Raw genomic sequence first — 25,371 nt, 5'->3', positions numbered from 1 at the left:
TGGAGCGTTCCATGCCCGGCTTTTCCGTCCTTCCGCGCGTCCGCCAGGCTTCCTTTTGACGGGAAATAAACGCAGGCGCGTCTTTGCGGGCGGATGATGGCCCTTCCGGTAAACGGAGGCTATTTCCATACCTGTAAAAATACGGGCTTCTTCCCGTCCGCACCGGAAACCGCCCTCCCCGGGAAGAAAAAGAGAAACTCCGCACGGTGTTTTTCCGCCGCAGGCATAATTTGCTGGCAGGAAAAGCAAACGGGCTGTAAAAACGGGGTGCCATGAAATATCTTGCGCTATTTCTTATCTTTCTGTTTCAAACGGTGCAGGGGGAGGAACCGGCTCCGTGGCGAATCGCCATCATCGGCGACACGCATGACTCCCCCAGGCGCATGGAAGGAAGCGAAGGAGTAGCCGTCAACTTCATCAAAACCCTGTACGGAGAAATCCTGAAACACCAGGTGGACATGGTCATCCAGGTGGGAGACATGGCGGACATTGAGGGAAGCGCCCCCGTCAACGGGCTAGCCAAACGCAAGGAACTCAACAAGATGCTGGAGGAAAAAGGCATCCCCTTCTACGCCGTGCGCGGCAACCATGAATCCATCCCCCTCCGTGCGGAACAATTCAGGGAACTCTTCCTGCCCACCCGGAAACAGGGAGCCAGGGGCCTGGCAACCAGAAAACTGAACTACGGCATCCGCCATAAAAACGCCTCCCTGTACTTCATGGACGTTGACCTAGCCCCGGACCAGATGGTGGACTTCAGCGCGTGGATCAAAAAGAACAGGAGCAAGGCCAACACCGTACCGCGCCATTGCCTGGTCTTCACCCACCGCACCCTGCAAACGCCCATGCAATTCCGGGAATGCCTGTGGGGCCGCTATAATGACAGTGCGGCGGAACAGCAGAACATCTTTTACCGCAACCTGCGGGAGGCGGGCGTCCGCTTCGTCGTCACCGGGCACCTGCACGCGCATGACCTGTACATGATCACCTCCCCGGACGGAAAAAACACCCTCACCTCCCTCATCTGCGCCCCCGCCGGCAACAAGGTGCTCCCCGCCCCGTTCCTGCTTCCCGCAAGATCACGGGTAAAAACCCTGCAATACCGCTCCGGCATCACGGCCTACTACATCCTGAACATCTACCCGGACTCCATGACGCTGGACACCTACGCCGCCCCCAACAACGGCGTTACCGACGAAGGCCCCAAAAGCGGCGAATTCAAAAAACTGCACTCCTACGGGATTCCGATGAATTAAAAACCGGAATCTACGCGGCCCCAACTCCATACGGGAAAGGAAACTGGACTCCTTCACCCGTTCCGGATAAACTTGAACCCAACGCGGCCAGCAGGCAGATGAGGGCAGATGAAGCCTCCTTCCCCCTGCTTGCGCCAACCCCAGGCTCACAGGAAATTCCCGGCAGACCGGCGGTTTTCATAAAGCCTTGATTTAAGTACATTGACATCATTGGAATAAAAACTACGGACTTGAAAATAACAGCACGATAACAGGTTGGCGCAAAACGGCAACTGCACCACTGACCATCAACTGTTAACTTCCAAACCGTCGCATCCCATACGGGATGCGTGGATTGAAACTTCATCCTCCCGCGCCAGCAACCGCGCTCCCGCTGTCGCATCCCATACGGGATGCGTGGATTGAAACAACAACACCTTGGCAACGCGTACATCGTACTGGGGTCGCATCCCATACGGGATGCGTGGATTGAAACTCGTCCCAGCACGAGTAATGTGGGGAGGGGATACGTCGCATCCCATACGGGATGCGTGGATTGAAACACAGCTCCTCGCCCTCCTCTCCATTATTCTCCTCGTCGCATCCCATACGGGATGCGTGGATTGAAACTTTGCTGAACTCAAAATACTTAGCATTTTTCCCGGTTGCATCCCACACGGGGTGCGTGGATTGGAATGAGCCGTCCGCCAGAATTATGGAAGAGACTTTCCGTCAGATACTGCATCAAATGTGCGGATATTCTTGATCCCGTAATACATGGCCGCTCCGCGGTTGACGTAGTCATCCGGGTTTTGGGACAGGTCCACCCAGAAGATGAAGGAGCACCAGGGGGAAGGAGGCAACAGGGAAGGAACAACGACCTCCTGAACGCCTGCCTTTTTCTGTTCCAGAATCAGCCGGACGCGCTTTTCATGCTGGCGGAACAGGAGCAGGTGGTCATGAAGGGTGGAGAGAACGCACAGTCCGGACAGAACCAGAAAAACGGCTGTAAAGATACGGGGCCGCGGCATGGCGCAGGGAATGCCGTACCAGGCACGGAGGAGTGCCAGCACGCCAATGCCGAACAGCAGGGTGGCGGAGAACATGGCATGGTCCGCCGGAACAACGGCGGCGGCAAAGGAGAGAGCCATGGCGTATGCCGTCAAAATATATGCCGCAGCCGCTCCAATCTGGGTTTTCCATGGCCGCAGGGAGTTCCGGTCCCGGCGGAAGCATTTCCAGAGTATCCAGGCAGCAGCCGCGCCCAGCAGCAGGGGAAGGGCCAGGTATTCATGCATCCGGAGGAGAAGCACGGGAACGGCTTCCAGCCTGTCCCACACGCCGGAGAGCGGTTCCGCGCAGCCGGGCGCGGCGGAGTTCATCCGGGCGGAAACGCCGGGAGCCAGCAGCATGCACAGGGAACCCGCCACCTGCGCCGCCAAACCCGCATAAAACCACAGCGGAAGTTTTCTTTTCCGAACCAGGCGCACGAAGATGAACAAGGCTCCCAGCAGAAGCCAGGTGCCCGGAATGTTGTTTTCATTGGTCATGCCCGCCAGGAAGCCCAGCGCCAGCACAGCGGTCCACTTTTTCCAGCCGTCTTCCCGCTTTTCCAGCAGTCCGCGGTACAGGCACAGGAAGCCCAGCCAAAGGGCGGCAGCCCAGGAATAATTGGTTGCGCCGGAGAGCCAGTAAATGGTGACGCCGGGACGGGCCGTACAGGTGAAAAGCAGGAGCAGCCCCAATCCGAAGAGCCGGACGTCCGGCCAGGAACGGGGGTCCACCCTGCGCCCGGCGGCCAGATAAAACATCATCAGCGCCATGCCCGCCTGGATAAAGGGATTAACCAGAATGAAGAGCCATTTGCCCGCCGTAGCCACGGCAAACGCCAGGTATTCCCCGATTCTGGGGTTCCAGGTCATGTAGGATGCCGCACAGCGTTCCCCGACCAGGCTGAAGGAGAAGCGGTGTTCCATGCCCGTCAGGGCATGGTGGTACGTGTCAGAGGTAAGCGGACTCCACCAACTGACCAGAGCCACATACAGAAGGGCGGCGGCAACCAGCGCCCAAAACCAAACCCGGGACGTACGGGGGGAGGGCATCAGCTCGGGTCCGGTTTCTTTTTCCGCAGCGCCGGGGGCAGATCCAGGTCTTCCCCGTCCAGGATGAGGGGGCGCACCCGCGCAAACAGCCCGTGTCCTGCGCGTTCTTCCTCTCCTTCTTCCGGAGGAGTTCCTTCTTCCAGCGCCTTGATGTCCGGAACCGGGAGAAGCTCTTCTTCCGGTTCCCCAGCCGCTCCGGACGCTTCCGCAACGGAAGCAGATTCCGGGGGCGTTTCCTCCACGTCCGGCACAGGCCTGACGGGCACCAGTTCTTCTTCCAGTTCACGGTCATCCCTTCTGGCGACGGGGGGAACGGAGGGGACGGCAACGGGAGGTTCCGGCTCCGGACGCCGTTCCGGTTCAGAGGCAACAGAAGGAGCAACAGGTTGAATGAGGGTTTTCCCCTCTCCGATAAAAGGTTCTTCTTCCGGTACAAGTACCGCCGGAGCCGCTGTTTCCTGACGGAGAACGGGGGCAGGAGCGGGAGAACCCGACGGTTCCTCCACGGGCACCACGCCCAGCACGGTCAGGGACAGGCGGTCTTCCGGCTGCTCCGCCACGGAGGCGCCGATATGGAGGCGCACGCCATTCCCCAGGATTTCCGCCACTCCGCCCGCCAGGGCTTCCAGGCGGCGCAAAGTCAGTGAACTGCCGCCGCGCACCAGCACCAGAACGTCATCCACTTCCCCCAGCCGTTTTTCCAGGAAAAGGGGAGAGTGCCGGACCTGGTCCAGCATGTCCGCCGTGGAAGTGTCCGCGGACGCTTCCCCTACGCCGAAGGAGCAGATTCCCTTCCCCGTTCCGGCCACGCGGAGCAGGTCATCCAGCCCCACGCGGAGCAGGCTTCCGGAAGAGTTCAGCAGGGACGGCACGATGAGCACGGCGCGGGCAATGAGGGCATTGACCACGGAAAAGGCTTCCAGCACTCCCCTGTCAGGGTCAATGAGGCTTTCCATGGCGTCATTGTCAAACCGCAGCACCATGTCGGAATACAGGGCCAGCCGGGATAAAGCTTCATCCGCCTGGGCAGCGCGCCGTTTCCCCTCAAACCGGAAGGGGCGGATAACGACGCTGACGACGTAGGAGCCCTGCTCCTTGGCCAGCCGCGCCACTTCCGGCGCCACGCCGGAGCCCGTCCCGCCTCCCAGCCCCGCGGCAAGGACGGTCAGCGCACTGCCTTCCAGCGCACGGAGGATGGAGGATTCACTTTCACAGGCAGCCTGCGCCCCTGCGGAGGCATCCCCGCCGGAACCCAGCCCCCGGGTAAGCCTGGCCCCCAGATGGACCTTGCACGGAACGGCTGAGGCGTTCAGCAGGCGGGCGTCCAGGTTCATGGCGCACACGGAAACCTCCTGCGGAGCCAGCAGCAGCACTTCCTCCATCACCTTGGTTCCTGCGGAGCCGATGCCGCACAGGCAGATTTTTCCGGATAATCCGGACGGGGCCTGGGGAGAAAAGTCCAGCATGGTTTTTGATTGGGATAGAGATTGATCAGGAGTTCTTCCTGCCGAAGAGGCCCAGCACGCGCCCCAGCCAGCTCCGCTGCTGCGGCAGCTCGGCATCCAGAATCTGGGCGTACCGTATCAGGCCGATGGCCGTGCAGTAACGCGGGTCATCCAGGTAGGAAGGCGCTCCGTTTTTGACCAGCGTGGGGCGGCTGATCGCCACGCCAAACACGTGGGAGGCCAGTTCCCCCACGCCGCGCATCAGGCTGGCGCCCCCGCACAGGTAAACGCCGTGGCAGCGGTTGCCCTTGAAGGTGTCCTTAGGCAGGGAGGATTTGACCAGGTTGAAGATTTCCAGCAGGCGGGAACGGATGATTTCATTCAGCACGTTGCGCTCAATGGCGGCGTCCTTCATATTCCCTTCCCCGCGCACGCGCACCATTTCATTGGTCTTTCCGGAAAAGCTGTTGGCGTCCCCCTCCGTCTTTTTGAGCAGTTCCGCCTGCGCCAGCGGTATGCCGGTCATCAGCGTGATGTCATTGGAAATATGGTCGCCGCCCAGGGGCACGCAGCCGGAGGCCACCAGCTGGCCGTCCAGGTAAAGGACGTAGTCCGTGGTGCCCGCCCCCATGTCAATGAGGAGGGCGCCCGCCTGCTTGACCTGCCTGTTGAGCACGAACTGGGCCGTGGCGATGGGGGCGAAGACCACATCCGCAATGTCCAGGGGCACTTCCCGCACGCAGCGGAAGGAGTTGGTGATGCGGGATTTGATGCCGTGGATGATGTGGCAGTCTATATCCAGCGTCCTGCCGGTCAGCCCGGCGGGGTTGGTCAGGTTTTCCTGACCGTCCACGGAGAAGAGACCCGGCACGCGGTGCAGGACGAATTGTTCCGGTCCCAGCGCAATGTCACGGGCGATTTCCGTCACCTCATCCATGTGCTCCTGGGAGATGATGCTTTCATCCGGAGGCAGGCGGAAGGTGCCGCGGTTGTTCTGCCCCACGATGTGGGCTCCGGTCACGGACAGGTAGACGGTCATGATGTCCACGTCCGCATGGTCCTGGGCCATATTCCAGGCATCGTAAATGCACTGGATGACCTTGGAAGTGTCTTCAATCTCGCCGCGGACCACGCCCTCGCTAGGAACTTCACCCACGCCGATGATCGTCACGGTCGCGTCAGGCTTTACTTCGCCCACGACCATGCAAGTCTTGCTTGTCCCTATCTCAAGCCCTACGTGAATTTTTGTCTTAGCCATGAAAGTCAAGGAACTATCAACGTCCTGGCACCTGATAGCACATTACTTTCCATTGTTCAAGAAAGCCTGCGCGAACATACGCAAAAAACGCGGTTTTCCGTTGCGCAGGCCCGGATCAGAGACCCGTGGGGTGGCGCACCAGGAAGTTCCGGGCATTGCGGCCGTCCACCCTCCAGCGGGGGCCTTCGCCACGGCGGCCGCTTCCGGTGGTGTCAAACCGGAGGCCGCAGATGACCATGAAGACATGCCCGTTCTTGGCATAGACGGAGATCCAGTCCCCGGCGCCTTTCTGCCCGTAGTTCAGGAACAGCTTGGAATGGCGGGTGGAGGTGAGCAGTCCGGCTTCCTTCAGCACAAAGGAGGTGCTGCCGGAGCAGTCATAATGGGAATCATAGTGCTTCCTGTGGCCGCCGCCCAGGCGGTAGGGCTTGTTGACCAGGGAATTGGCGGCCGCAATGGCGCGCTTTACCTGTGCGGGGGCATTCCTGGGGGGAATGGCCTTCCCGTTGTGCAGCACGGCCGTTTTTCCCGGCACAAAGTGGTAGGCGGGAAGCCGTGCCGGAGCTTCGACTTGTTGGGAGGTGGAGGAGCAGGAGGAGAGAAGAAGGCCGGCCAAAAGGGCACCGGCCACGGAGAGAGTTTTGTGGACCGCAAATGTCATAAGAACTATAAACTGCGGAATTCCTGCTTCCTTGGCAAGAAAATAAATTTCCCCCGTCCACATTACATGGTAGACGGGGGAAAAAATCAACAACATTTAGCCGTTGGAACGGGCGCGGGCATCCTTCTCAACAGCAGCCCACAGGGAGTCCAGGGAGGCCTGGACGGCCGGCAGTGCTTCCTTCACGGGAACGCCCGGCTTCCCGTGGCCAAAGAGGTAGTATTTGATCTTGGGTTCCGTTCCGGAGGGGCGCACCGCAAAGCTGCGTCCGTCCGCCAGATCCACAAAGATCATCTTTTCCGCGGGGATCGGGTCCCCTTCCGCATCCACCATGTCACCCTTGGAGAAGTCCCGGATGCCGCTGACGGCCACCCCGTCCAGTTCCGTGGGGGGATTGGAGGAGTAGGAGGCGGACAGGGCGGCGATTTTTGCCGCGCCGTCCGCGCCTTCCATGACCAGGGACTTGCCCATTTCCAGGTACACGCCGAATTTTTCAAAGAGTTCATGCAGCAATTCCAGCAGGCTCTTGCCGACGCTTTCCGCATAGGCGGCCAGCTCCGCAAAGATGATGGCGGCGGAGTTGGCATCCTTGTCGCGCACGAAGTCCTGGGCCAAATAGCCGTAGCTTTCCTCCCCGCCGAAGACGAAGTAACGGCTGTATTCCAGGCGCAGGGCGCGCGTCTGCTCCTCACTCATCTTCCGGTAGTCTCTCCGTTTTTCCGCCGGAATGGCTTCCTCATATTTGCCGAGCTTCTGGGCAATGTACTTGAAGCCCGTGAGCACGTTGACCACTTCATAGCCGAAGTGGTGGCCGATGGCGTCCTGAAGGCCCGTCGTCACAAAGGTTTTCACCATCACGGCGCGGGAACGGTTGGAGTCATTGATGATGCCCAGGTCAGACATGCTCATGCAGCGGTACCACGCCAGCAGGGAGCCGATCTGGTTGCCGGTCAGCAGGTGCATTTTTCCGTCTTCCCCGCGCACGGCCACGCCCATGCGGTCCGCGTCCGGGTCCGTGGCAATGACGATGTCCGCGCCGGAGGCGTCCGCCTGCTCAATGGCCAGAGCCAGGGCCGGCGGATTTTCCGGATTGGGGGAGGCCACCGTCGGGAAGCGGCCATCCTGGACGTCCTGCGCCGCCACGGTCTGCACATTGCAGCCCAGTTCCTTCAGCAGGGGCACGATGATGTGGCCGCCCGTGCCGTGCAGGTTGGAGTAAACGATTTTGGCGCCGCCCTTGCTGAAGAGTTCCGGACGGAGCAGCACGCTTTTCAGGCGGTCCATGTACACGCGGTCAAAGGAGGCGTCCAGCACGTGGAGGGCGCCGCGCCGGTCTTCCGGCAGGGGTTCATATTCTTCAGAGGTCAGGGAGTTCACTTCCTCAATCACGGCCTTGTCATGCGGAGGCACAAGCTGGGCGCCGTCACTGAAGTAGGCCTTGAAACCGTTGTCATGGGAGGGGTTGTGGCTGGCGGTAAGCACCACGCCGGAGTCTGCGTTCAGCTCACGGATGGCAAAGGAAACTTCCGGAGTGGCCCGGGGACTGTCGAACAGGTAAATGTCACAGCCCAGGTCCGTGCCGATTTTCGCGCAGAATTCGGCGAAGTCACGGGAGAAGTGGCGCGTGTCATGGCCAATGACCAGCCGGGGCTTCCTGCCCGGGTCCGTGGCTTCCACATGCTTCTTCACATAAATGATCAGGCCGCGCATGGCGCGCCCCACATTGAAGTAGTTCATGCAGGCGGTGCCCACGCAGGGGTATTCCGGGCGCCCGTTCACGCCGCCGTTTCCTTCCTCCGCCTTCGTCACGATATTGCCGATGGTGCGGCCCCGCAACCCTCCCGTGCCGAAAGCCAGGGTCTTGTAAAAACGGTCATTCAATTCCTCCCAGTCCCCGGCGGAAGCCAGTTCTTCTACAGCCTCCCGCGCAATGGGGGATTTGGTTCCGGCCAGCAGAAGGCGGATATTGGTCAGGGAAGACTCCAAAAGCTTCCCCTCTTTAACGGCATTCGTCAGGGATTCATCCAGTGTATTCATGCTGGCGGAATAGTACATCATGGCTCTTGTTTGACAATAGCTCTTTCCATCATGGCCAGAGAAAAAATCGCCATGCGGGCCCAAATCCGGGCACAGGAAAAAGTCTTCCGCTCCCGGCCCCTCCCCGGTTTAGAGGGACTGGCGGTCATACAATTCCCGGTACAGCGGGCAGGAGGCGTAAAGCTCCGCATGGGTGCCGTCCCCGACGATGCGGCCTCCCTCAAACACCAGGATGCGCGTCGCCACGCGGATGGAACTGAAGCGGTGTGCTACAATGAGGGCCGTCCTCCCTTCCACCAGCCGGTCCAGCTCATGCTGGATCTGGGCCTCGCTCTCCGCGTCCAGGGAGGCGGTAGCCTCATCCAGAATCAGGATGGGGGCGTCTTTCAGGAAGGCGCGGGCAATCGCCACGCGCTGGCGCTGGCCTCCGGACAAGCCGCTGCCTCCGTCGCCAAGCATGGTCTGGTAGCCGTCCGGCATGCCCATGATAAAGCCGTCCGCGGCGGCGGCGCGGGCCGCCTCCATCACTTCCTCATCCGTGGCGTCCTGCCGCCCCATCCGGATATTTTCCATGATGGTGCCGTGGAACAGCACGGGATGCTGGGAGACGAAGGCGATGTTCTTGCGCACATCGTGCAGGGAAGCGTCCCTCACATCCACGCCGTCCAGGCGCAGGGCGCCGGAGCTTACATCGTAAAACCTGGGCAGAAGACTGGCGAACGTGGTCTTTCCGGCGCCGCTGGGTCCAACCAGGCCCACCACTTCCCCGGGGCGGATATGAACGTCAATGCCGTCCAGCACCTTGCGCGCGCCGTCATAGGAGAAGGAAACGCCGTCATAGTCCAGCTGTCCGGTGGCGCGCCCCAGCGGAACGGGGTCTGCGGCCTCCGGCATGGTGTCCGGCTCCTTCAGCAGGTAGTTGATGCGCTCCAGGGAGGCATGCGCGCTTTTCAGGTTGGTCAGCGTCACGCCCAGGCGCTTGAGGGGGTCGTAACACATGAACAGGGCCGCAGCCAGAGCCGTGAAATCAGCCTTGGTAATGCCCATTTCATGTCCCCTCACCAGCAGGATGCCCAGACCGAGCGCCGTCACCATTTCCAGCACCGGCACCAGGAAGTGCCTGTACTTCACCGTTCTCAGGTTGATCCGGAAGAACCGCTGGATGAGTCCCAGGAAGAGGCCCACCTGCTGCTCCTGCATGCCGTAGGAACGGATTTCACGCTGGGACGCCAGGTTTTCCTGCGCGGCGGCCGTGATATTGCCCAGCTCGTCCTGCGCCTGCTTGGCCTTCTTCATCACGCGGCGGCCAAAGAAGCGGATGGGCCACACCGCCAGGACAATCAGCCCCAGATTCATCAGGACCACCGCCGTATTCGGGTCCACAAAAACCTTGTATACAAGGAATGCCAGAGCGGTCAGCAGGGTAAGCGGCTGCTTGATGATGTCATTGGCCGCTACCACGAGGCCCCCCTGCACGTTGGCGGCGTCATTGATGAGGCGGCTGATCAGGTCCCCCCTCTTCTGGCGGTCAATGAAGGAGAGGGGGAGCGTTTGCAGCTTGGAAAAGGCGTCCAGCCTGATTTCCTCCAGCACCTTCATGCTGACGATGCTGATCCAGTAAACGTTGAAGAACGTGCCAATGCCCCGGATGGCGAAAACCAGGGGCAGCAGGGAGCAGACGGACACGAGGATGGCGATGTGCATGTGCTCCGGGTCCACCATGCGGGCCAGGAAGTCCTGAAACTCCGGAGGAATCTGGGTATTGTCAAAGACCACCGGAAATACCTTGGCGATCATCAGCGGAAAGCCGAACCCGCTGGCGGCGGCTGCCAGGGCCCCGGCGGCCAGCGCGGCGATGAACAGCTTCATCACGGGCTTCAAATACCGCGCGTATTCCAAGAATTGTCTTAACATGAAGCGCCTCCTTCCTCTTCCGCAACCATCTGCTGCTTGTTGTAAAGTTCCCTGTACAGGGGGGAGGAGACCATGAGCTCCTCATGCGTTCCATCCGCAATGATGCTTCCCTTTTCCAGCACCAGAATGCGGTCCGCCATGCGGATGGTGCTGAACCGGTGGGCAATGATGAAGGCCGTGCGGCCGGAAGCCAGTTTTTCAATTTCCTTCTGGATAAGTTCCTCGCTCTTCATGTCCAGGGAAGCCGTGGCTTCATCCAGCACCAGGATGGGGGCGTTTTTCAGAAAGGCCCTCGCCAGGGAAACGCGCTGCCTCTGTCCGCCGGAAAGCCCTTCCCCCATTTCACCGATCATGCGGGCATACCCTTCCCCTGTTTCATTGATGAAGCTGTCCACGGCGGACATGCGCCCGGCTTCCTCCACCTCCGCGTCGGAAGCCTCCGGACGGCCTATGCGGATGTTGTCCGCCACGGACCCGCGGAACAGCACGGGGAACTGGGAAACCAGCGCGATGTGGGAAAGCAGGTCCTTTTTGCCCATCTCCCGCACGTCAATGCCGTCCACCTTCACGCTCCCGGAGAGCACGTCGTAAAAGCGGCACAAAAGATTGATGAACGTCGTTTTTCCGGCGCCGCTGGGACCTACCAAAGCCACCACCTGCCCCGCCGGAATGCGGATGTCTATGTTCTTCATGACAGGGGCGTCCGCCTGGTAGCCGAAGCACACGTTGCTGAACTCCACTTCCCCCTTCCATTCCTCCGGGCTCTTCGGGTTTTCCGGTTCCGGAACGTCGTCCGGAGCGTCCAGCACATGGTTGATGCGTTCCAGTCCGGCGTTCAGCGTTTCCGCCTTGTTGTGGACGGCCCCCAGTTTTTTGACCGGTTCATAGCAAAGGTACATGGCCGTAGCCAGCGCGGCGAAGTCCCCCATGTTCATGCCGTTCATATTGCCGACAAACAGGGTGGCGCCCATGGCGATGGCACTGACGAATTCAATGAGGGGAGTCAGCAGGCTCTGCCACCTGACCGCGCTGATGGAAGCCTGGATATAGCGGTGAATCCTGCTCCTGAACAACCCGATCTGCTGCTGTTCCAGTTCAAAGGCGCGGATGTCCCGCTGGGAGGAGAAATTTTCCTGAAGCGTGGAGGAGAGATCACCCTGGCTGGACTGGACCACCCGCGCGCGGGCCAGCATTTTCTTGCCGATGTAGCGGATGGGGATCACGCAGACGCCCACCAGCAGCATGTTCGCCAGCAGAATCAGGAATTGCTGGCTCACGGAGGCCCGGTAAATCAGGAAGCCCAGCGCCGCCAGAAGAGTCAGGGGCTGGATAATCAGGTCATTGGCAATCTGCACCAGCCCTCCCTGGAGGAACTGGGTATCCTGCATCAGGCGGCTCAGCAGGTCGCCCTTCTGCTGGCGGTCATGAAAGGCCAGGGATAAATCCTGGTATTTACGGTACACCTTGAGCCGCAGCGTCTCCAGAACACCCAGCCCTATCTTGGAGAGCAAATAGACATTGATGAAGGAAGACACGCCCTTGACCACCACCACCAGCGGCAGCATGGCCGCCGTGGCCCATACCGTGACCCAGGGCAGGTTTTCCGGCTCCACATACCACAGGAGGACGCGTTCCGCCCACGGGGGAAGCGGCTTCCCGTCAAAGATCACGGGGAACATTTCCTGTAAAATCACCGGAACCCCAAAGCCGCTGGCGACAGCGGCCACCATGCCGCCTATCACAGCCCACACCAGCGTGCCTTTATAAGGGAGAAGATATTCGCGCCACAGAGCCACGGCGCGCTGCATGGAGGATTCCTGCCCCTGTGTTGACTGTTTCCTCATAAGTAGTTCCGGATTGATGCGCCCGAGAGCGGACGGCGCGCAATCGGGGCAGATCATACCATGGAGACCATGAATGACAAGCTCCTTGCGATAAAAAACTCTGCAGGAACAGTCCGGGGAAGGCCCCGCGCATCCCGGCTTGCCCGGCTCCCCGGAATGGTCTAACCTGCCGGCACATGCTGAAGACAGGACTGATCCAGCCGGAAACCATTCCCGGCAACTTCCCCCGGAACCTCAGAACCATCGTGGAACTGTACCGTTCCTGCCTGGACGGAGGGGCGGAGCTGGTACTCTGCCCGCCTCTGGCCCTCAGCGGCATGCACACCGGGGAACTGGCCCTGCGCGGCGGCTTCCGGTCCCAGCACCGGGCGGCCCTGGCCTATCTGGCAAGGGAGATCACGGAAGTTCCGCTGCTGCTGGGCGCCGCGGACGCGGAAGGCCTCCGCTTCCACCTGCTCTGGAACGGCCGTTCCTTTCCGCAGGAAGCCGTTATTCCCCATTCAGCATTTTGCGCGGGCTCCGTCCCCGTCTCCGGCGTCTTCCAGAACACGGGGGAGGCCGGATTTTCCGTTCTTCCCTGGGCATCCTCCTCTCCCGCCCCCTGCCTGCTGCTACGTACGCCTTCCGGCGCGTGGCGTGAAGGGCTGCTGGAACGGGAGGAACAGGAAGAACGCCGTCTGGCACAGGCAACGGGACTGCCCGTGTTCACCTCACGCCTGGCCGGGGCGGAGGGCCCCTTCCTGCTTCCCGGCGCGTCTTCCGCCTGGTCCGGCGGCGGAAGCTTCCTCGGCAGGCTGCGCCTCTTTGAGCGGGATTCCGCCGTTATCTCTCCCTCACCCCCCGCGCACCAGGCCTTTTCCCTGCCCGCGCCGGAAAAACAGCTGCGGCAAGCCCTCCGGAAAGGCATGGCGGATTTCATCCTGAAAACCGGGCACGGCTCCGCCTGCATGAACCTGCTGGAAAGCCCCTCTTCACCCCTGCTGGCCCATTTGTTAAAAGAAGCGCTGCCCTCCCTGAAGATAACGGGGCTCATTCCCCGCCTGCCCGGCATTCCGGAACGGAACCTGGTCCGGGCGAAAGCACTGGCGGACAAGCTGGGCATCCATGCCAGAGAATGGACCATCCCGGCAAATACGGCAGACGAGGGCCCCAATGAGCATTTCACCGTCATGTGGCGCATGCGCCAGTGGGCGCAGGAGGAAGGAGCGCTACCGCTCTCCGCCCTGAACGGAACGGACCTCATGACGGATTCCCCGCTTCTGCCGGGAGCCCTGGCCGCAGACTTCATGCCCCTGGGGGATTTATATGAAACGGAACTGGCGGAATTGTTCCCCGGCCACCTCTCCCCCGCGCCGGAGGCGGCCATACGGGACAGCCTCCTGGCAAGCCTGCACCGGAATCATGAATCCGCCACGCCGCTGGCGGAAAGGCTCCCGGAACGGGAGCAGGAAATCCGCCGCCTGCAGCGGAAGGGCCGCGCCTCCGAATGGATGCGGCGGAAACTGCCTCCGCGCCTCCTGCTGCGCTCCGTTCCCGGCGAACCGGAAACGCCTTACGTCCATCGCCTGATGGATTGACGCGGCGCCTTCCTTTTCTTCCCGTGGCGCACATTGCGCTTGCTCTTGCAGCGGAAGAAGTGATTAGTAGAAGCCATGCAATTCTATTTAGCCACCATGGTCGGCCGCGCCGCCCTAAGGCTGGTTGACCGCCTGGGGTCAATCGGATTGCTGCTTTACCAAGTAACGGCGTGCATGTGGTCCGGCAAATTCCGGATGCGCGTTCTTGTGGAGCAAATTGCAAAAATCGGGGTGCAGTCCCAGCCGGTGGTCATCATCACCGGAGCATTCACCGGAGCCGTGCTGGAAGCCCAGACGCTTTTCCAGCTCCAGACGGTGAGGATGGAAACCATGGGCGGGGCCGTCGTGGCCGTGGGCATGTTCCGGGAACTGGGACCCGTCATCACCGGGCTGATGCTCGCGGGCCGCGTAGGGTCCGCCATGGCGGCGGAAATCGGCACCATGAAAGTCACGGAACAGGTGGACGCGCTCAACTCCATGAACGTGGACCCGGTGGACTACCTGGTAAAACCGCGCATTCAGGCCATGCTCATTTCCATGCCCATCCTGATGATGGAGGCCGTACTGGTGGGCATCGCCTCCGCCTACATCGTCAGCATTACGTCCTTTAACGTGGACCAGGCCTACTGGATGCACTTCATGAGCAAATTCGTCACCATGGGAGACATCATCGTGGCCCTGGTCAAGGCCCTGGTCTTCGGCCTCATCATCTCCACCATTTCCTGCCGGGAGGGCCTGAGCACCACAAACGGTGCCGTGGGCGTGGGCAAATCCACCATGCAGGCCATGGTATACGCCTCCGTAGCCCTTCTCATTGCCAACTTCATTCTGACCATGATTCTCAACTCCATCTTCCCCATGGGATTCATGAGATAACCCGTCCGCGCCGCCATGCAGCCGTTCATCCGCGTCCATCAGCTCAGACAAAGCTTCGGCACCCAGGAGGTGCTGAAAGGCGTCAGCTTTGACGTGGAAAAAGGGGAGCTGATGGCGTTGATCGGCGGGTCCGGCGCGGGAAAAAGCGTCATCCTGAAACATCTGGACGGCCTGATGGACCCGCTGGGCGGCTATGTGGAAATAGACGGCAGGCGCATCAGCGGCGCACCGGAAAAAATCAAGAAGCAGATCCGCGGCAAAATAGGCTTCATGTTCCAGCAGGGAGCCCTCTTTGACTCCCTCACCGTGGGGGAAAACGTGGCCTTCCCCCTGCGGGAGGAAGGAATCAAGAATGAAACGGAGCTGGACGCCCGCATCTCCGCCGCCCTGGACTCCGTGGACCTGCTGGGCCAGCAGGAAAAAATGCCGGCCAGCCTTTCCGGCGGCATGATCAAGCGCGTGGCCGTAGCCAGGGCCATCGTCACCACGCCGGAATGCCTGCTGTATGACGAGCCCACCGCAGGCCTGGACCCCATCGTCACGGACAGCATCAGCTTCCTCATCCGGCAGATATGCAAGGACCAGGGAATCACCACCGTCATCGTCTCCCATGACATGCCCAGCGTGATCCGCATTGCGGACAAAATCGTCTATCTCAGGGACGGGGAAGTCTACTGGACGGGAACACCGGAAGAACTCCTGCATTCCACGGATGAAATCCTGCAACGGTTCCTGTACGGGGATTCCGGGGAAGACTGGTCTGCCCTGGCGGGCAGGCATGAAAACTTTCAACGGGTTCTGCTGGAACGGGCGGAACGTGAACGGAAACAATAACCATTTTACCACAGCGCCATGAAGCAGAAACTTAAGCCGGAAACCTGGGTGGGCATTTTCCTGATTGCCGGAATCCTGATGATCATCGGCGTCATCCTGGGGTTCGGCAACATCAAAACCTCCAAGGAAGAGACCTATCCCATCAACATCATCTTCAAGGATGCGGCAGGCCTCATCAAGGACTCCCAGCTGCGCCTGGGCGGCGTGACGGTGGGAAAGGTCACCAAGGCGCCCGAACTGCTGCCCTCCGGCAATGAAGTCATGCTGGAAGCCAATATCCAGAGCGACGTGAAAATCCAGGAAGGCTCCGTCTTCCGCGTGGACATGCAGAACATCCTGGGGGACAAATACATTGACATTGTCCCTCCCGCCCATCCCACACATGACTACATTGAACCCCACGCCACGGTCATCGGCCAGCCGGAAAGCGATTTCAGCAAGATCAAGAACAACGCCGTGGGCGCTACGGAGGAAATCCTGAAAATCCTCAAGCAGATTGAGAAGAATTCGGACAACATTGACGAGGCCATCCTCAACATCGGGGAAGCGGCCAAAGGACTTGCCCAGACCACCAAACTGATCAATGAAGGCATCCTGAGCCAGGAAAACCTCCGGCACCTCGGCAACGTGCTGTCCCAGATGAACAAAGCGGGCGAACAGCTTCCCGCGACGATGGCGGCCATGAAGGACACCGTGCAGGACGCGCGCAGGATCATTGCCGGGGCGGAAGAAAAAATCAACCGCCTGGACCCCGCCATCAAGGAAATCCCCCCCACGCTGGCCGCCCTGCGCAAGGCGTCTGAACAAATAGCCTCCGTTACGGCGGACGCGCGCAGGAACCAGGGCTTCCTGGGGCTGCTACTTTACGATGCCCGCTTCCGTTCCAATGCCCAGGAATTCATCCGCAACCTGAGGGATTACGGCATCCTGCGCTACCGCAATCCGAACGATCCCCAGATCAAGCCGGACCCCCGCGGCGGTTTTTCAGGAAGCCGCCGCTGACGAACGCGAACAATTCCGGCTGAAGCCGCTTTACACACTTGCCAATAGTGGGGAGCGTGCTAAATAATTCCTAATGTGAGAGGCGAAAACATGTAAGCCGACATGTTTTTCAACAGGAACCAACCCTTAATACTCTAATCAACCATGCAAGACAAACAAACCGAACTTGAACCTACCGCAGCAGCAAATGACACCAGCTGCTCCTGCCCTTCCGCACGCGAGCTTGCCGTTACCAGATTTCAACAGGCCAGAGCCTTCGCCGCGGCTAAAGTGAACCAAATCCGCAAAGCGGCTACGGAACAGGCCACCACCATCCGTGACTACGCCCAGGAAAAGGGTGAAGTCATCCGTGACAAAGCCAAGCAATTCCATGAAGCAGGTGAAGAATACGTGAAGGAAAAACCCACCCAGTCCGTGCTGATCGCCATGGGCGTGGGCCTTCTCATCGGCCTGCTCATCCGCCGCCGTTAACCCCTCATTGCGCGCCATGCGCCCCGGCGCATGGCGCGCTCACCCTTTCAAGCCGAGCCATGGGACTGATTGACAAACTCAAGCGCACCTTCGTCACCCCCATTGTGGAGGAAAAGGAAGAAGGAGCGGCCATGGTGCGGTCCCTCCGTGAAACCGGAGCGGCGGCGCTGGCCCATGTGGAAGCACTGGCCGCCCTGTTCAAGCTGGAGCTGGAGGAAGCGTCCAAAAGACTGGGTAAAAAAATGGCCCTGTTCCTGCTGGGCGCCTTCATGGCCGTCTTCGGCTATCTTTTCCTGTGGTGCCTGCTGACCATGGTCATGGCTTACTTCTGGGGAATCATCGCCGGACTGGCGGTAACCACCGGATTCCATCTTCTGGCGGCTGCCGTGGCGCTCATCCTCTTCAGCCGCACCCATGTCACGCCCATCGCCCCCGCGACGGCGGAAGAACTCAAAACGGATTTATCATGTCTGCAAATGGCTCTCAAGAAAAGCTCGCACTCCTGATGCGGGTGGCCTCATCCCGGCTGGATATCGTCAATGAAGCGGATATTCTGGCGGAAAAGACGCAGCAGCAGGCGGACCACTTCCGGCGTCTGAAAAAGAGGGCCATGTCCCTGCCCGTGATCGGCTCCATTGTAGGCACCGTGGGAGGCATTCTCCTGATCCGGATGTTCACGGGTAAAAAAAGTCATCCAGCCCCACAGCCGCGTCCGCATTCTTCCGTAAGCTGGATAAACTCCCCCATCTTCCGCTTCATCATTGAAATCCTGATTACCCTGGCTTTCCCTTCCCTGAAAAAAATGGGCTTTGACATGGCCGGTAAAAAATTTCTCAGCCTGTTCAAATAACAGGCTCCTTCCGTGAATGCCGGAATTCCCGCCGGACCGTTTCAGGAAACATCCTGCCGGCGGACACGGCTTGCCGGGATGTTTTTCCCGCCCGGTTACCTTTGCCGTGAAGGGCGACGATCCCTGGAAACAAGGAGCTCAACAAGCTGAAAAGGCGCGGCTGGGAGCGCGTTTTCTTCAGCTCCCCGCAGTCTCCCGGCCCTCCCTTTTCCTTAAAACCGCGCTTCCTGCCGCGATCCCGGAAGGACGGGCGCACAGAAATCATTTCCCTATCATTTTTTGCTGGTCAAAAAAGCCCCGTTTTCGTTAGTATGTAGCTTTATCAGTTTGCTGCATTCACAACATGAGCGAATACATTTTGCCCCACGTCGACGGATATCTTAAGCTTGGACAGGACTTTGACTGTTCCGATATCCACCTTGCCGTCAACAGCCGCCCCACCTGGCGCCGGTTCGGCCAGCTCCTCCCCATCTGGGAGGAAGCGCCAAATCTCACGCCCCAGGACACGGAAGTTCTGGCGAGGGGCTTTCTGGAAGACCCGGAATGGAACCGCCTTCAGCAGAGGGGGGACGTGGACTTCGCCTATGCCAACGACTTCGGCCGCTACCGCGCTTCCGTGGTCAAGCAGCGCCTGGGCTATGACATCTGCTTCCGTATCATCAACACGCGGGTGCGTACCATGGAGGAAATCGGCCTGCCGACGGAATATGTGGTACCCCTCACCCGCTACACCAACGGCCTCATTCTGGTGACGGGGTCCGTGGGTTCCGGTAAATCCACCACTCTGGCCTCCATCGTGGACTTCATCAACCAGGACCGCCACGACCACATCATCACGCTTGAAGACCCCATTGAATATCTGATCCCGTCCAAAAACTGCCACGTCAACCAGCGTGAAGTGCACAAGCATACGGAATCCTTCGCCCGCGCGCTCCGCGGCGCGCTCCGTGAAGACCCGGACGTCATCATGGTGGGTGAAATGCGTGACCTGGAAACCATCTCCCTGGCGCTTACGGCGGCAGAAACGGGCCACCTGGTGCTCGGCACCCTGCATACGGGTTCCGCTGCCCGCACGGTGGACCGCGTGCTGGACGTCTTCCCCGTGGAGCAGCGCGACCAGATCCGCATCATGGTCAGCGAATCCCTGCGCGGCATCATCTCCCAGCAGCTGGTCCCCAGGGCGGACGGCAACGGCCGCGCCCTGGCCATTGAAATGCTGGTCAATACGCCCGCCATCGCCAACTGCATCCGCGAAGGCAAGACCTTCATGATTCCCGGCTGCATCCAGACCGGGAAGGCCCAGGGCATGATCCTGATGGACGACTCCCTGAGAGCCCTGCACCAGGCAGGACTCATCACCACGGACGACTGCCTCTTCCGCGCGGAAGACAAGACCATCATGAAATCCTTCCTGGGAATCAAGTAACCTTTAATTTTGACACACTCCTGTTATGGCTGTTATCGACCAATACTTTAAATATCTCGTAGAAGCCGGCGGCTCCGACCTTCACCTCAGCGAAGGCCAGCCTCCAAAAATCCGCGTCAACGGGACTATTTCCGCCATTTCCGACGAGAACCTGGAAGGCCAGTCGTTCAAAAACCTTCTCGCGGAAATCTGTGATCCCCAGGCCTTCCAGAAATACCTGGAAGAAGGGGACCTGGACTTTGCCTATGAAATGGATGAAACCTCCCGCTTCCGCTGCAACTACTTCAGGCAGCAGCACGGCCTGGGAGCCGTTTTCCGTCTCATTCCCACCAAGATCGCCACGCTGGAAGAGCTGGGCGTGCCCACCGTGGTCAAGGAATTCGCCCACATGAGGTCCGGGCTGGTGCTGGTCACGGGCCCCACGGGTTCCGGTAAATCCACCACCCTGGCCGCCATCATTGACTACATCAACAGCAACCAGTCACGGCACATCATCACGGTGGAGGAACCTATCGAATTCGTCCATCCCAATAAAAAATCCATCGTCACCCAGAGGGAAGTGCCCCTCCAGACGCCCTCCTTCGCGGACGGCCTGCGGGCTTCCCTCCGTGAAGACTCGGACATTGTGCTGGTGGGTGAAATGCGCGACCTGGAAACCATTTCCCTGGCCCTCACGGCGGCGGAAACCGGCCTTCTGGTATTCGGCACCCTGCACACCAACAACGCCAGTAAGACCATTGACCGTATTATTGACGTCTTCCCGTCCGACCAGCAATCCCAGGTGCGCACCATGCTGGCGGGCTCCATCCGCGGCGTGGTGGCCCAGCTCCTGATGAAGCGCAGCGACAAGCCGGGACGCGTAGCCGTCAATGAAATCCTCTTTGCCACGCCTGCCGTGGCGAGCATCATCCGCGAAGGCGCCACGCAGAAAATCCCGGACGTCATCGTGGGCGGGAAATCCATGGGCATGCAATTCATGGATGACGCCATCTGGCAAAAACTCCAGCAGGGCATTGTCTCTCCGGAGGAAGCCTACATGAAGTGCATTGAAAAGAAAAGGTTCCGCAACTTCCTTCCTCCGGAATCCGCCCGCCTGGCAGACTCCGGCGGCGGAAACTAGGCCCGCAGCCCCTTCCCTGTCCTTCCCATGTCCCCCACTGGAAAATTCACGTTCAAGCTCGTGATCTACGGAGCGTTCCTGCTCTACCTGGTGGGGGACCTGTTTCTCTGGCACGGCTTCCTGGCCGGACGGATGGACGCCTATCTGAAACCCATGCCGGGACCGCCCGGAGACAGCTCCGCCCGGATTGCGGAAGTATACGGTGAACCCCTCACGGCCAACCAGCTCTCCAGAAGAGTGACGGAACTCCGGCTCCTGCGCCAGCCGCCCGTGCTGGACATGGACGGCGGCATCAGGCTCACCCATGAGCCGGACGTAGCCGGTGACCTTGCCCCGCGGGCCAGGTACGATCTGATTTCCTCCTCCCTACTGCGGCTGAAAACCAGGGTGAATGACCTTCAGCTCCCCAACCGCAATGCGGAAGCCGCGCGCGCCGTGGAACAGATACGTTCCCGCTTTGACGGAAACACGGAACAATACTTGAAAACCCTGCACGACCAGAAAATGACGCAGGAACAGCTTCAGGAAAAAATAGCGGCGCGGCTCAAGCAGACGGAACAGCTCTACCGGGCAACGGCCCAGGCGGCGGACCCGCCGGACGAAGACCTGAAGGCGTATTACGACCTGATCCGCGACCAGCTTAAAACCCCTGATCTCCGTAAAACCCGGCACATCTTTCTGGCAACCCTGCACAAGGACGACGCCCGGGTTAAGCAGGCGGCGGAAACGCTGCTGGCGCGCCTGCAAGCCGGGGAAACCTTCTCCCGGCTTGCCAGGGAATTCAGTGAAGACGAACGTTCCGCACCCGCGGGGGGGGAGCTGGGCTGGATCAATCCGGCCCGCGCGGCGGAAACCCTGGGCCTGGAGCTGGCGGCCGTTCCGGATCACAAGCCCGTGCTTCTTAAAAGCAGGTGGGGATGGCACATTGTGGAAGCGTCTCCCGTCAAAAAAGGAGCCATCCCTTCCTATGAAGAAGTTCTCCCGGCCCTGGAAAATGCGGCCCGGAGCCTCAGAAAAGCACAGGCCGTAGGCCTGTACATGGATGGCCTGCTTGAAGAAGGCCACCTCAGGAACCGTATTCGGAACAAGTAGGGACATTAATACCTTATTTTCATGAAACCCCCTGCCTTTATCCCGGGCATCTCACTTATCCGAATCCTCCTGTGCCTGATGATCTGCCTTTTCCACTGGACATGGTGGTCTCCCGCGGGAGGAGGCGTGGGTGTGGACTGGTTCATTATCCTGTCCGGTTTTTTAATGATGTTTACGCTGAAGAAGGAAAAATTCAGCGCCTCCTCCTTCTATATCTCCAAATTTGGCCGCCTGTGGCCGTTATTGTTCACAGCCTTCCTCTTATCGGCGCTCCTGTCCTACAAAAGCCATTTTAACTTCAATAACCTGGTCAGCGTCCTCATCGCCTCATTCGGCGGCAATCAATTCGTGTACCAATACACGGGTGACAATTACCCTCTATGGTACATGAAGATTGAAATCCTCATGGTACTTTTTTTCCCTCTGGTGGCATACGGGCGCAAATATCTTCTCCTGATGCTGGCGCTGAGTTTTGCAGCCGCGCTGGCCTGCATTTTCTTTCTGGAACCGGATAAGCAGCTTTACGCCTATTTTCCCTATCGCCTATGGCAGTTCCTTGCAGGTTGTTATGCAGCACGGCTTTATAAAAAGCACGCACGTTTCTTTTCGTGGAGTCCTGCCATATTTGCTTGCGGAATAGGTTACCTTCTCTATCAAACATTCATCGGGACATTCTTGATTGGAGAAGAAAATATATCCATGGGTTTTCTGCTGCCGGACACGCTGATAGCCATCCTGACCATTTCCAGTGCGTGTTCCCTGGAAAAATTCAACGCGCCGCGGTTCGTGAAAATCCCGCCCGGCGTCATTCATCTGGTTAATCGGGCAAGCCTTCTGACCTACGCCATTTTTCTGATGCACATCCCCGTTCTGAACTTCATGCAGTATATTTGGACGCAATACCACGACGGAACATATTCCACCCTCTTCTGGTTCTTCTCATGCCTGCTGTTGATCGTGGTCGGAATCATCCTGCATTACGGCATTGAACAGCCATGCAGCAAATGGCTCTCTTCAAGACTGAAACGGTCATTCTACCTCTTCCGGAACTATAAAGATATTCCCCGGTATTGATGTTTTTCAGAGAATCCGCTGAAATCCCATCCCGCATCTCTTCAGGAACTCATTCGGAGTAAAAAATCTTCTTCATGCCTGCTCGCGTTTATAACCATCCGTGTTAAAAAATGTAAAAACAGGCCAGCCTCCAAATTTGATTTCCGGCTTATTCGCCATACGTTAAGAATTACGCTTGCTTTCGGGAAGGAGATCAACTAGATTCCCTCCGGTATTTCCCATGGGGTATTAGCTCAGTTGGTAGAGCGTCTCGTTCGCAATGAGAAGGTCAGGGGTTCGAATCCCCTATACTCCACCATCCATCTCTTTTTCCTGCCTTTACTTCATATGCGGGAATCACGGGCAGCCCTATGAATGGTAATTTATTTAAAGTTGTACTGATTTCAGTCGTTGCCATTCTCCTTGCCATTATAGGCGGCGTCATGTCGGCGGACGGAGACCCCTTTTCCATTGCCCTGGCGGTCTCCCCTTTCGTCCTGGCCGGGCTATACCTGATGAAGGAAAAAGTGTGGTACCTGTGGATATGGCTGCCCATTATTTTCCTGCCTGTAGGGCAGATGGCGGACTATGCCCCCCTCTTGGCATACACCATCACCGTTCCTTTCTATCTATGGAACGTCATGATCAAGCGTTCATCCCTGACATGGAATTCCACTCCCTTGCAGGATATTGCCGTTCTTGTCATCTTCATGCACGTCGCCTATATCTTCCTGAGCCATCCTTTCGGCCTGGGGCTGAACGTGCTGGAAGACTATTACGGAGGCAAGGGATACATCTTGTTCCTCCAAGCCCTGATTGCCTACCTCTGCCTTTCCTCCCTGAAAACCACCAGCCAGCAATTCGGCAGAGTGCTGCAATGGGCTATCCTCCTAGTCATTCTCTCTACGCTGATCACGACGGCCCGGAATATTCTCTCCCCGGATGCCGCCGGAGCAGATCCGGCGGCAGCTGCTGCCGGCCCTGGCCAGGAAAACACCCGGCAAGGCACCCTCCTTCTCATTTCCCAGCTGGTGGTCCAGCTGGTCATCATCAACTACTCCGTATGGCAGATGATCAAGCGTCCCTGGCGTGCAGCCCTCCTCCTGATGGGGCTCGCCGGGGCCATGCTCAGCGGCTTCCGCAACATGATGGCCCAGTTGCTGCTCCTGTTCTTCCTCGTCTCCCTGATTTACAGGAGATGGGTATCCTGCATTCTGATCCCCGTTTTCGGAATGGCCATGCTTCTGATCATGTCCTCGGCAGGAGCCCTTCATTCCCTTCCTTTCGGTGTTCAGCGCACCCTCTCCGCACTCCCTTTCCTGGACGTCAATGTACAAGCCCGCATGGATGCGGAGGGCTCTACGAACTGGCGTCTTGAAATGTGGCAATGGGCGCTCGACGATCGCGAACACTTCATCCAGGACAAAGTATTCGGAGACGGATTCTCACGGGATATCAGCATCGTAAAAGCCAACATTTATGAAGAAGCCTACAACCTCTCGCAGGACCAGGCGTCCTTTGCCTGGAACGGTATATGGCACAGTGGCCCCATCTCCACCATTCAAACGCTCGGTTACGTGGGGCTGACTCTGTACACCATCCTGTCCGTCATCGGTATAACTTATGCATGGATTGTCAGCAGAATCTACCGCGACCACCAATACAAGCTGGGAATCCTGTACGTTTCAACCCTCTACATTATCAAGCCGATTACCTTCTTCTTTCTCTTCGGGGACAGTGTCACCATTGCGCAGGACATCATTTCCCTGGGCATCATCAAAATATTATTCTCTTGCGCCAAAAAGGAGGGACTGTACGTACCCCTCCATGTACGCAGGGAATACATGCCGCTCATCATCCGGAAGACGGAGGAAAAACCTCAACTAGCGGGAACTCCCGCCATTTCCGGCTGACTACGGCGCCGTTCCTGCGGAAAAACGGGCCCTCCGATGCTTGAGGCTGGACTAATTCAGGGGGAGTTGTTACGCTTCCGAAGCGTTTCCTCTTTCCATGGCATCAGATTCTCTCCATCATATCATCGGCCTCATTCCGTCACGCTGGGGATCCTCCAGATTTCCGGGCAAACCGCTTCACCTCATTGCAGGCAAGCCCCTTGTCCAGCACGTATGGGAACGCGTTTCCCGGTGTTCACGCCTTGATGACATTGCCATCGCCACGGACGACCAGCGCATTTTCGATACAGCCACGGCCTTTGGCGCCAAGGTAATCATGACCTCCCCGGACCATCCCAGCGGCAGCGACCGCCTGGCGGAAGCCGTCCAGTCCTTCCCCGGCGCTACCCATGTGGTCAACATCCAGGGAGATGAACCCCTCATTGACCCGGCCCTGATCGACAGCCTGGCGGAAGCCCTTGTCTCCGATAAAGCCCTGTCCATGGCTACCGTGGCCTGCCCCATCAGCGAACAGGAAGACTTGGACAACCCGAATATTGTCAAAGTGGCCCTGGCCCGCAACGGAGACGCCCTGTACTTTTCCCGCTCCGTCATCCCCTACGCCCGCCATCCCCGCGTCACCCCCCCCCTGCGCCATCTGGGCATTTACGCCTACCGCCGG

Annotated in this window: 21 protein-coding genes, 1 tRNA gene and 1 CRISPR repeat array; of the genes, 15 read left to right on the top strand and 7 right to left on the bottom strand. The window is 59.1% G+C overall.

What is annotated here, in order from left to right; genetic code table 11:
* Positions 1-272: 272 nt before the first annotated feature.
* On the top strand, positions 273-1,256 hold the full coding sequence (locus CXU21_RS00115) for a metallophosphoesterase family protein (protein ID WP_102724584.1): 984 nt from the start codon (positions 273-275) through the stop codon (positions 1,254-1,256).
* A gap of 308 nt (positions 1,257-1,564) precedes the next feature.
* Positions 1,565-1,932: a CRISPR direct-repeat array (repeat unit 33 nt; unit sequence GTCGCATCCCATACGGGATGCGTGGATTGAAAC).
* Positions 1,933-1,948: 16 nt separating this feature from the next.
* Here CXU21_RS00115 and CXU21_RS00110 read toward each other — a convergent pair.
* From CXU21_RS00110 to CXU21_RS00080, 7 genes are all read right to left on the bottom strand, one after another.
* Complete coding sequence (locus CXU21_RS00110) at positions 1,949-3,337, bottom strand: DUF6056 family protein (protein WP_102724583.1); 1,389 nt, start codon at positions 3,335-3,337, stop codon at positions 1,949-1,951.
* Entirely contained in the window at positions 3,337-4,803 is a 1,467-nt protein-coding gene (locus CXU21_RS00105) for a cell division protein FtsZ (protein ID WP_180972556.1), read from the bottom strand. The genes CXU21_RS00110 and CXU21_RS00105 overlap by 1 nt, the downstream gene beginning before the upstream one ends.
* A gap of 25 nt (positions 4,804-4,828) precedes the next feature.
* Positions 4,829-6,040 carry a cell division protein FtsA gene (gene ftsA / locus CXU21_RS00100; RefSeq protein ID WP_102713795.1) on the bottom strand — a complete coding sequence of 404 codons (1,212 nt, stop codon included), beginning with the start codon at positions 6,038-6,040 and terminating at the stop codon, positions 4,829-4,831.
* Positions 6,041-6,155: 115 nt separating this feature from the next.
* The gene (locus tag CXU21_RS00095; RefSeq protein ID WP_257997335.1) at positions 6,156-6,671 is read right to left on the bottom strand and encodes a peptidoglycan endopeptidase; all 516 of its coding nucleotides are present in this window, start codon (positions 6,669-6,671) and stop codon (positions 6,156-6,158) included.
* A gap of 126 nt (positions 6,672-6,797) precedes the next feature.
* Positions 6,798-8,759 (bottom strand): phospho-sugar mutase, encoded by a 1,962-nt coding sequence (locus CXU21_RS00090; RefSeq protein WP_102724581.1) that lies wholly within the window; start codon positions 8,757-8,759, stop codon positions 6,798-6,800.
* Between the two features lie 108 nt (positions 8,760-8,867).
* On the bottom strand, positions 8,868-10,652 hold the full coding sequence (locus tag CXU21_RS00085; protein ID WP_102724580.1) for an ABC transporter ATP-binding protein: 1,785 nt from the start codon (positions 10,650-10,652) through the stop codon (positions 8,868-8,870).
* Entirely contained in the window at positions 10,646-12,496 is a 1,851-nt protein-coding gene (locus tag CXU21_RS00080; protein ID WP_180972391.1) for an ABC transporter ATP-binding protein, read from the bottom strand. Before CXU21_RS00080 ends, CXU21_RS00085 begins: the two co-directional genes overlap by 7 nt.
* 176 nt (positions 12,497-12,672) lie before the next feature.
* Here CXU21_RS00080 and CXU21_RS00075 point away from each other — a divergent pair, with 176 nt between their 5' ends.
* The 14 genes from CXU21_RS00075 to kdsB all read left to right on the top strand — a co-directional run.
* On the top strand, positions 12,673-14,073 hold the full coding sequence (locus CXU21_RS00075) for a hypothetical protein (protein ID WP_102724579.1): 1,401 nt from the start codon (positions 12,673-12,675) through the stop codon (positions 14,071-14,073).
* A gap of 75 nt (positions 14,074-14,148) precedes the next feature.
* Positions 14,149-14,949 (top strand): MlaE family ABC transporter permease, encoded by an 801-nt coding sequence (locus CXU21_RS00070; RefSeq protein WP_102713805.1) that lies wholly within the window; start codon positions 14,149-14,151, stop codon positions 14,947-14,949.
* 15 nt (positions 14,950-14,964) lie between these two features.
* Positions 14,965-15,783 (top strand): ABC transporter ATP-binding protein, encoded by an 819-nt coding sequence (locus CXU21_RS00065; RefSeq protein ID WP_102713807.1) that lies wholly within the window; start codon positions 14,965-14,967, stop codon positions 15,781-15,783.
* 18 nt (positions 15,784-15,801) lie between these two features.
* Entirely contained in the window at positions 15,802-16,785 is a 984-nt protein-coding gene (locus CXU21_RS00060) for an MlaD family protein (RefSeq protein ID WP_102713809.1), read from the top strand.
* 144 nt (positions 16,786-16,929) lie between these two features.
* Positions 16,930-17,256 (top strand): DUF883 family protein, encoded by a 327-nt coding sequence (locus tag CXU21_RS00055; protein ID WP_102713811.1) that lies wholly within the window; start codon positions 16,930-16,932, stop codon positions 17,254-17,256.
* A gap of 59 nt (positions 17,257-17,315) precedes the next feature.
* The gene (locus CXU21_RS00050; RefSeq protein ID WP_102713813.1) at positions 17,316-17,762 is read left to right on the top strand and encodes a phage holin family protein; all 447 of its coding nucleotides are present in this window, start codon (positions 17,316-17,318) and stop codon (positions 17,760-17,762) included.
* Entirely contained in the window at positions 17,762-18,106 is a 345-nt protein-coding gene (locus tag CXU21_RS00045) for a hypothetical protein (RefSeq protein ID WP_102713815.1), read from the top strand. The genes CXU21_RS00050 and CXU21_RS00045 overlap by 1 nt, the downstream gene beginning before the upstream one ends.
* A gap of 343 nt (positions 18,107-18,449) precedes the next feature.
* On the top strand, positions 18,450-19,532 hold the full coding sequence (locus tag CXU21_RS00035; protein WP_102713819.1) for a type IV pilus twitching motility protein PilT: 1,083 nt from the start codon (positions 18,450-18,452) through the stop codon (positions 19,530-19,532).
* 25 nt (positions 19,533-19,557) lie between these two features.
* Positions 19,558-20,652, top strand: coding sequence for a type IV pilus twitching motility protein PilT (locus CXU21_RS00030; protein ID WP_102713821.1), 1,095 nt, complete (start codon positions 19,558-19,560; stop codon positions 20,650-20,652).
* Between the two features lie 27 nt (positions 20,653-20,679).
* Positions 20,680-21,744 carry a peptidylprolyl isomerase gene (locus tag CXU21_RS00025; protein WP_102724578.1) on the top strand — a complete coding sequence of 355 codons (1,065 nt, stop codon included), beginning with the start codon at positions 20,680-20,682 and terminating at the stop codon, positions 21,742-21,744.
* A 21-nt stretch (positions 21,745-21,765) separates the two neighbouring features.
* Positions 21,766-22,818 (top strand): acyltransferase family protein, encoded by a 1,053-nt coding sequence (locus CXU21_RS00020; protein ID WP_102724577.1) that lies wholly within the window; start codon positions 21,766-21,768, stop codon positions 22,816-22,818.
* A gap of 222 nt (positions 22,819-23,040) precedes the next feature.
* Positions 23,041-23,116: transfer RNA gene (locus CXU21_RS00015), tRNA-Ala, on the top strand.
* 124 nt (positions 23,117-23,240) lie between these two features.
* On the top strand, positions 23,241-24,710 hold the full coding sequence (locus tag CXU21_RS00010) for an O-antigen ligase family protein (RefSeq protein ID WP_180972555.1): 1,470 nt from the start codon (positions 23,241-23,243) through the stop codon (positions 24,708-24,710).
* Between the two features lie 97 nt (positions 24,711-24,807).
* The coding region (gene kdsB, locus CXU21_RS00005; protein ID WP_102724575.1) for a 3-deoxy-manno-octulosonate cytidylyltransferase at positions 24,808-25,371 on the top strand (564 nt) is incomplete at its 3' end.

This window comes from Akkermansia muciniphila (genome assembly GCF_002884975.1).
Classification (GTDB): Bacteria; Verrucomicrobiota; Verrucomicrobiia; order Verrucomicrobiales; family Akkermansiaceae; genus Akkermansia; species Akkermansia muciniphila_C.
Note: the sequence above shows the minus strand (reverse complement) of the source record. Positions and strands in the feature narration are given on the sequence as shown.

Coding starts and splice junctions, on each gene's coding strand:
- CXU21_RS00115 (WP_102724584.1), top strand. CDS start 273: ATGAAATATCTTGCGCTATTTCTTATCTTTCTGTTTCAAACGGTGCAG.
- CXU21_RS00110 (WP_102724583.1), bottom strand. CDS start 3,337: ATGCCCTCCCCCCGTACGTCCCGGGTTTGGTTTTGGGCGCTGGTTGCC.
- CXU21_RS00105 (WP_180972556.1), bottom strand. CDS start 4,803: ATGCTGGACTTTTCTCCCCAGGCCCCGTCCGGATTATCCGGAAAAATC.
- ftsA (WP_102713795.1), bottom strand. CDS start 6,040: ATGGCTAAGACAAAAATTCACGTAGGGCTTGAGATAGGGACAAGCAAG.
- CXU21_RS00090 (WP_102724581.1), bottom strand. CDS start 8,759: ATGATGTACTATTCCGCCAGCATGAATACACTGGATGAATCCCTGACG.
- CXU21_RS00085 (WP_102724580.1), bottom strand. CDS start 10,652: ATGTTAAGACAATTCTTGGAATACGCGCGGTATTTGAAGCCCGTGATG.
- CXU21_RS00080 (WP_180972391.1), bottom strand. CDS start 12,496: ATGAGGAAACAGTCAACACAGGGGCAGGAATCCTCCATGCAGCGCGCC.
- CXU21_RS00075 (WP_102724579.1), top strand. CDS start 12,673: ATGCTGAAGACAGGACTGATCCAGCCGGAAACCATTCCCGGCAACTTC.
- CXU21_RS00070 (WP_102713805.1), top strand. CDS start 14,149: ATGCAATTCTATTTAGCCACCATGGTCGGCCGCGCCGCCCTAAGGCTG.
- CXU21_RS00065 (WP_102713807.1), top strand. CDS start 14,965: ATGCAGCCGTTCATCCGCGTCCATCAGCTCAGACAAAGCTTCGGCACC.
- CXU21_RS00060 (WP_102713809.1), top strand. CDS start 15,802: ATGAAGCAGAAACTTAAGCCGGAAACCTGGGTGGGCATTTTCCTGATT.
- CXU21_RS00055 (WP_102713811.1), top strand. CDS start 16,930: ATGCAAGACAAACAAACCGAACTTGAACCTACCGCAGCAGCAAATGAC.
- CXU21_RS00050 (WP_102713813.1), top strand. CDS start 17,316: ATGGGACTGATTGACAAACTCAAGCGCACCTTCGTCACCCCCATTGTG.
- CXU21_RS00045 (WP_102713815.1), top strand. CDS start 17,762: ATGCGGGTGGCCTCATCCCGGCTGGATATCGTCAATGAAGCGGATATT.
- CXU21_RS00035 (WP_102713819.1), top strand. CDS start 18,450: ATGAGCGAATACATTTTGCCCCACGTCGACGGATATCTTAAGCTTGGA.
- CXU21_RS00030 (WP_102713821.1), top strand. CDS start 19,558: ATGGCTGTTATCGACCAATACTTTAAATATCTCGTAGAAGCCGGCGGC.
- CXU21_RS00025 (WP_102724578.1), top strand. CDS start 20,680: ATGTCCCCCACTGGAAAATTCACGTTCAAGCTCGTGATCTACGGAGCG.
- CXU21_RS00020 (WP_102724577.1), top strand. CDS start 21,766: ATGAAACCCCCTGCCTTTATCCCGGGCATCTCACTTATCCGAATCCTC.
- CXU21_RS00010 (WP_180972555.1), top strand. CDS start 23,241: ATGTCGGCGGACGGAGACCCCTTTTCCATTGCCCTGGCGGTCTCCCCT.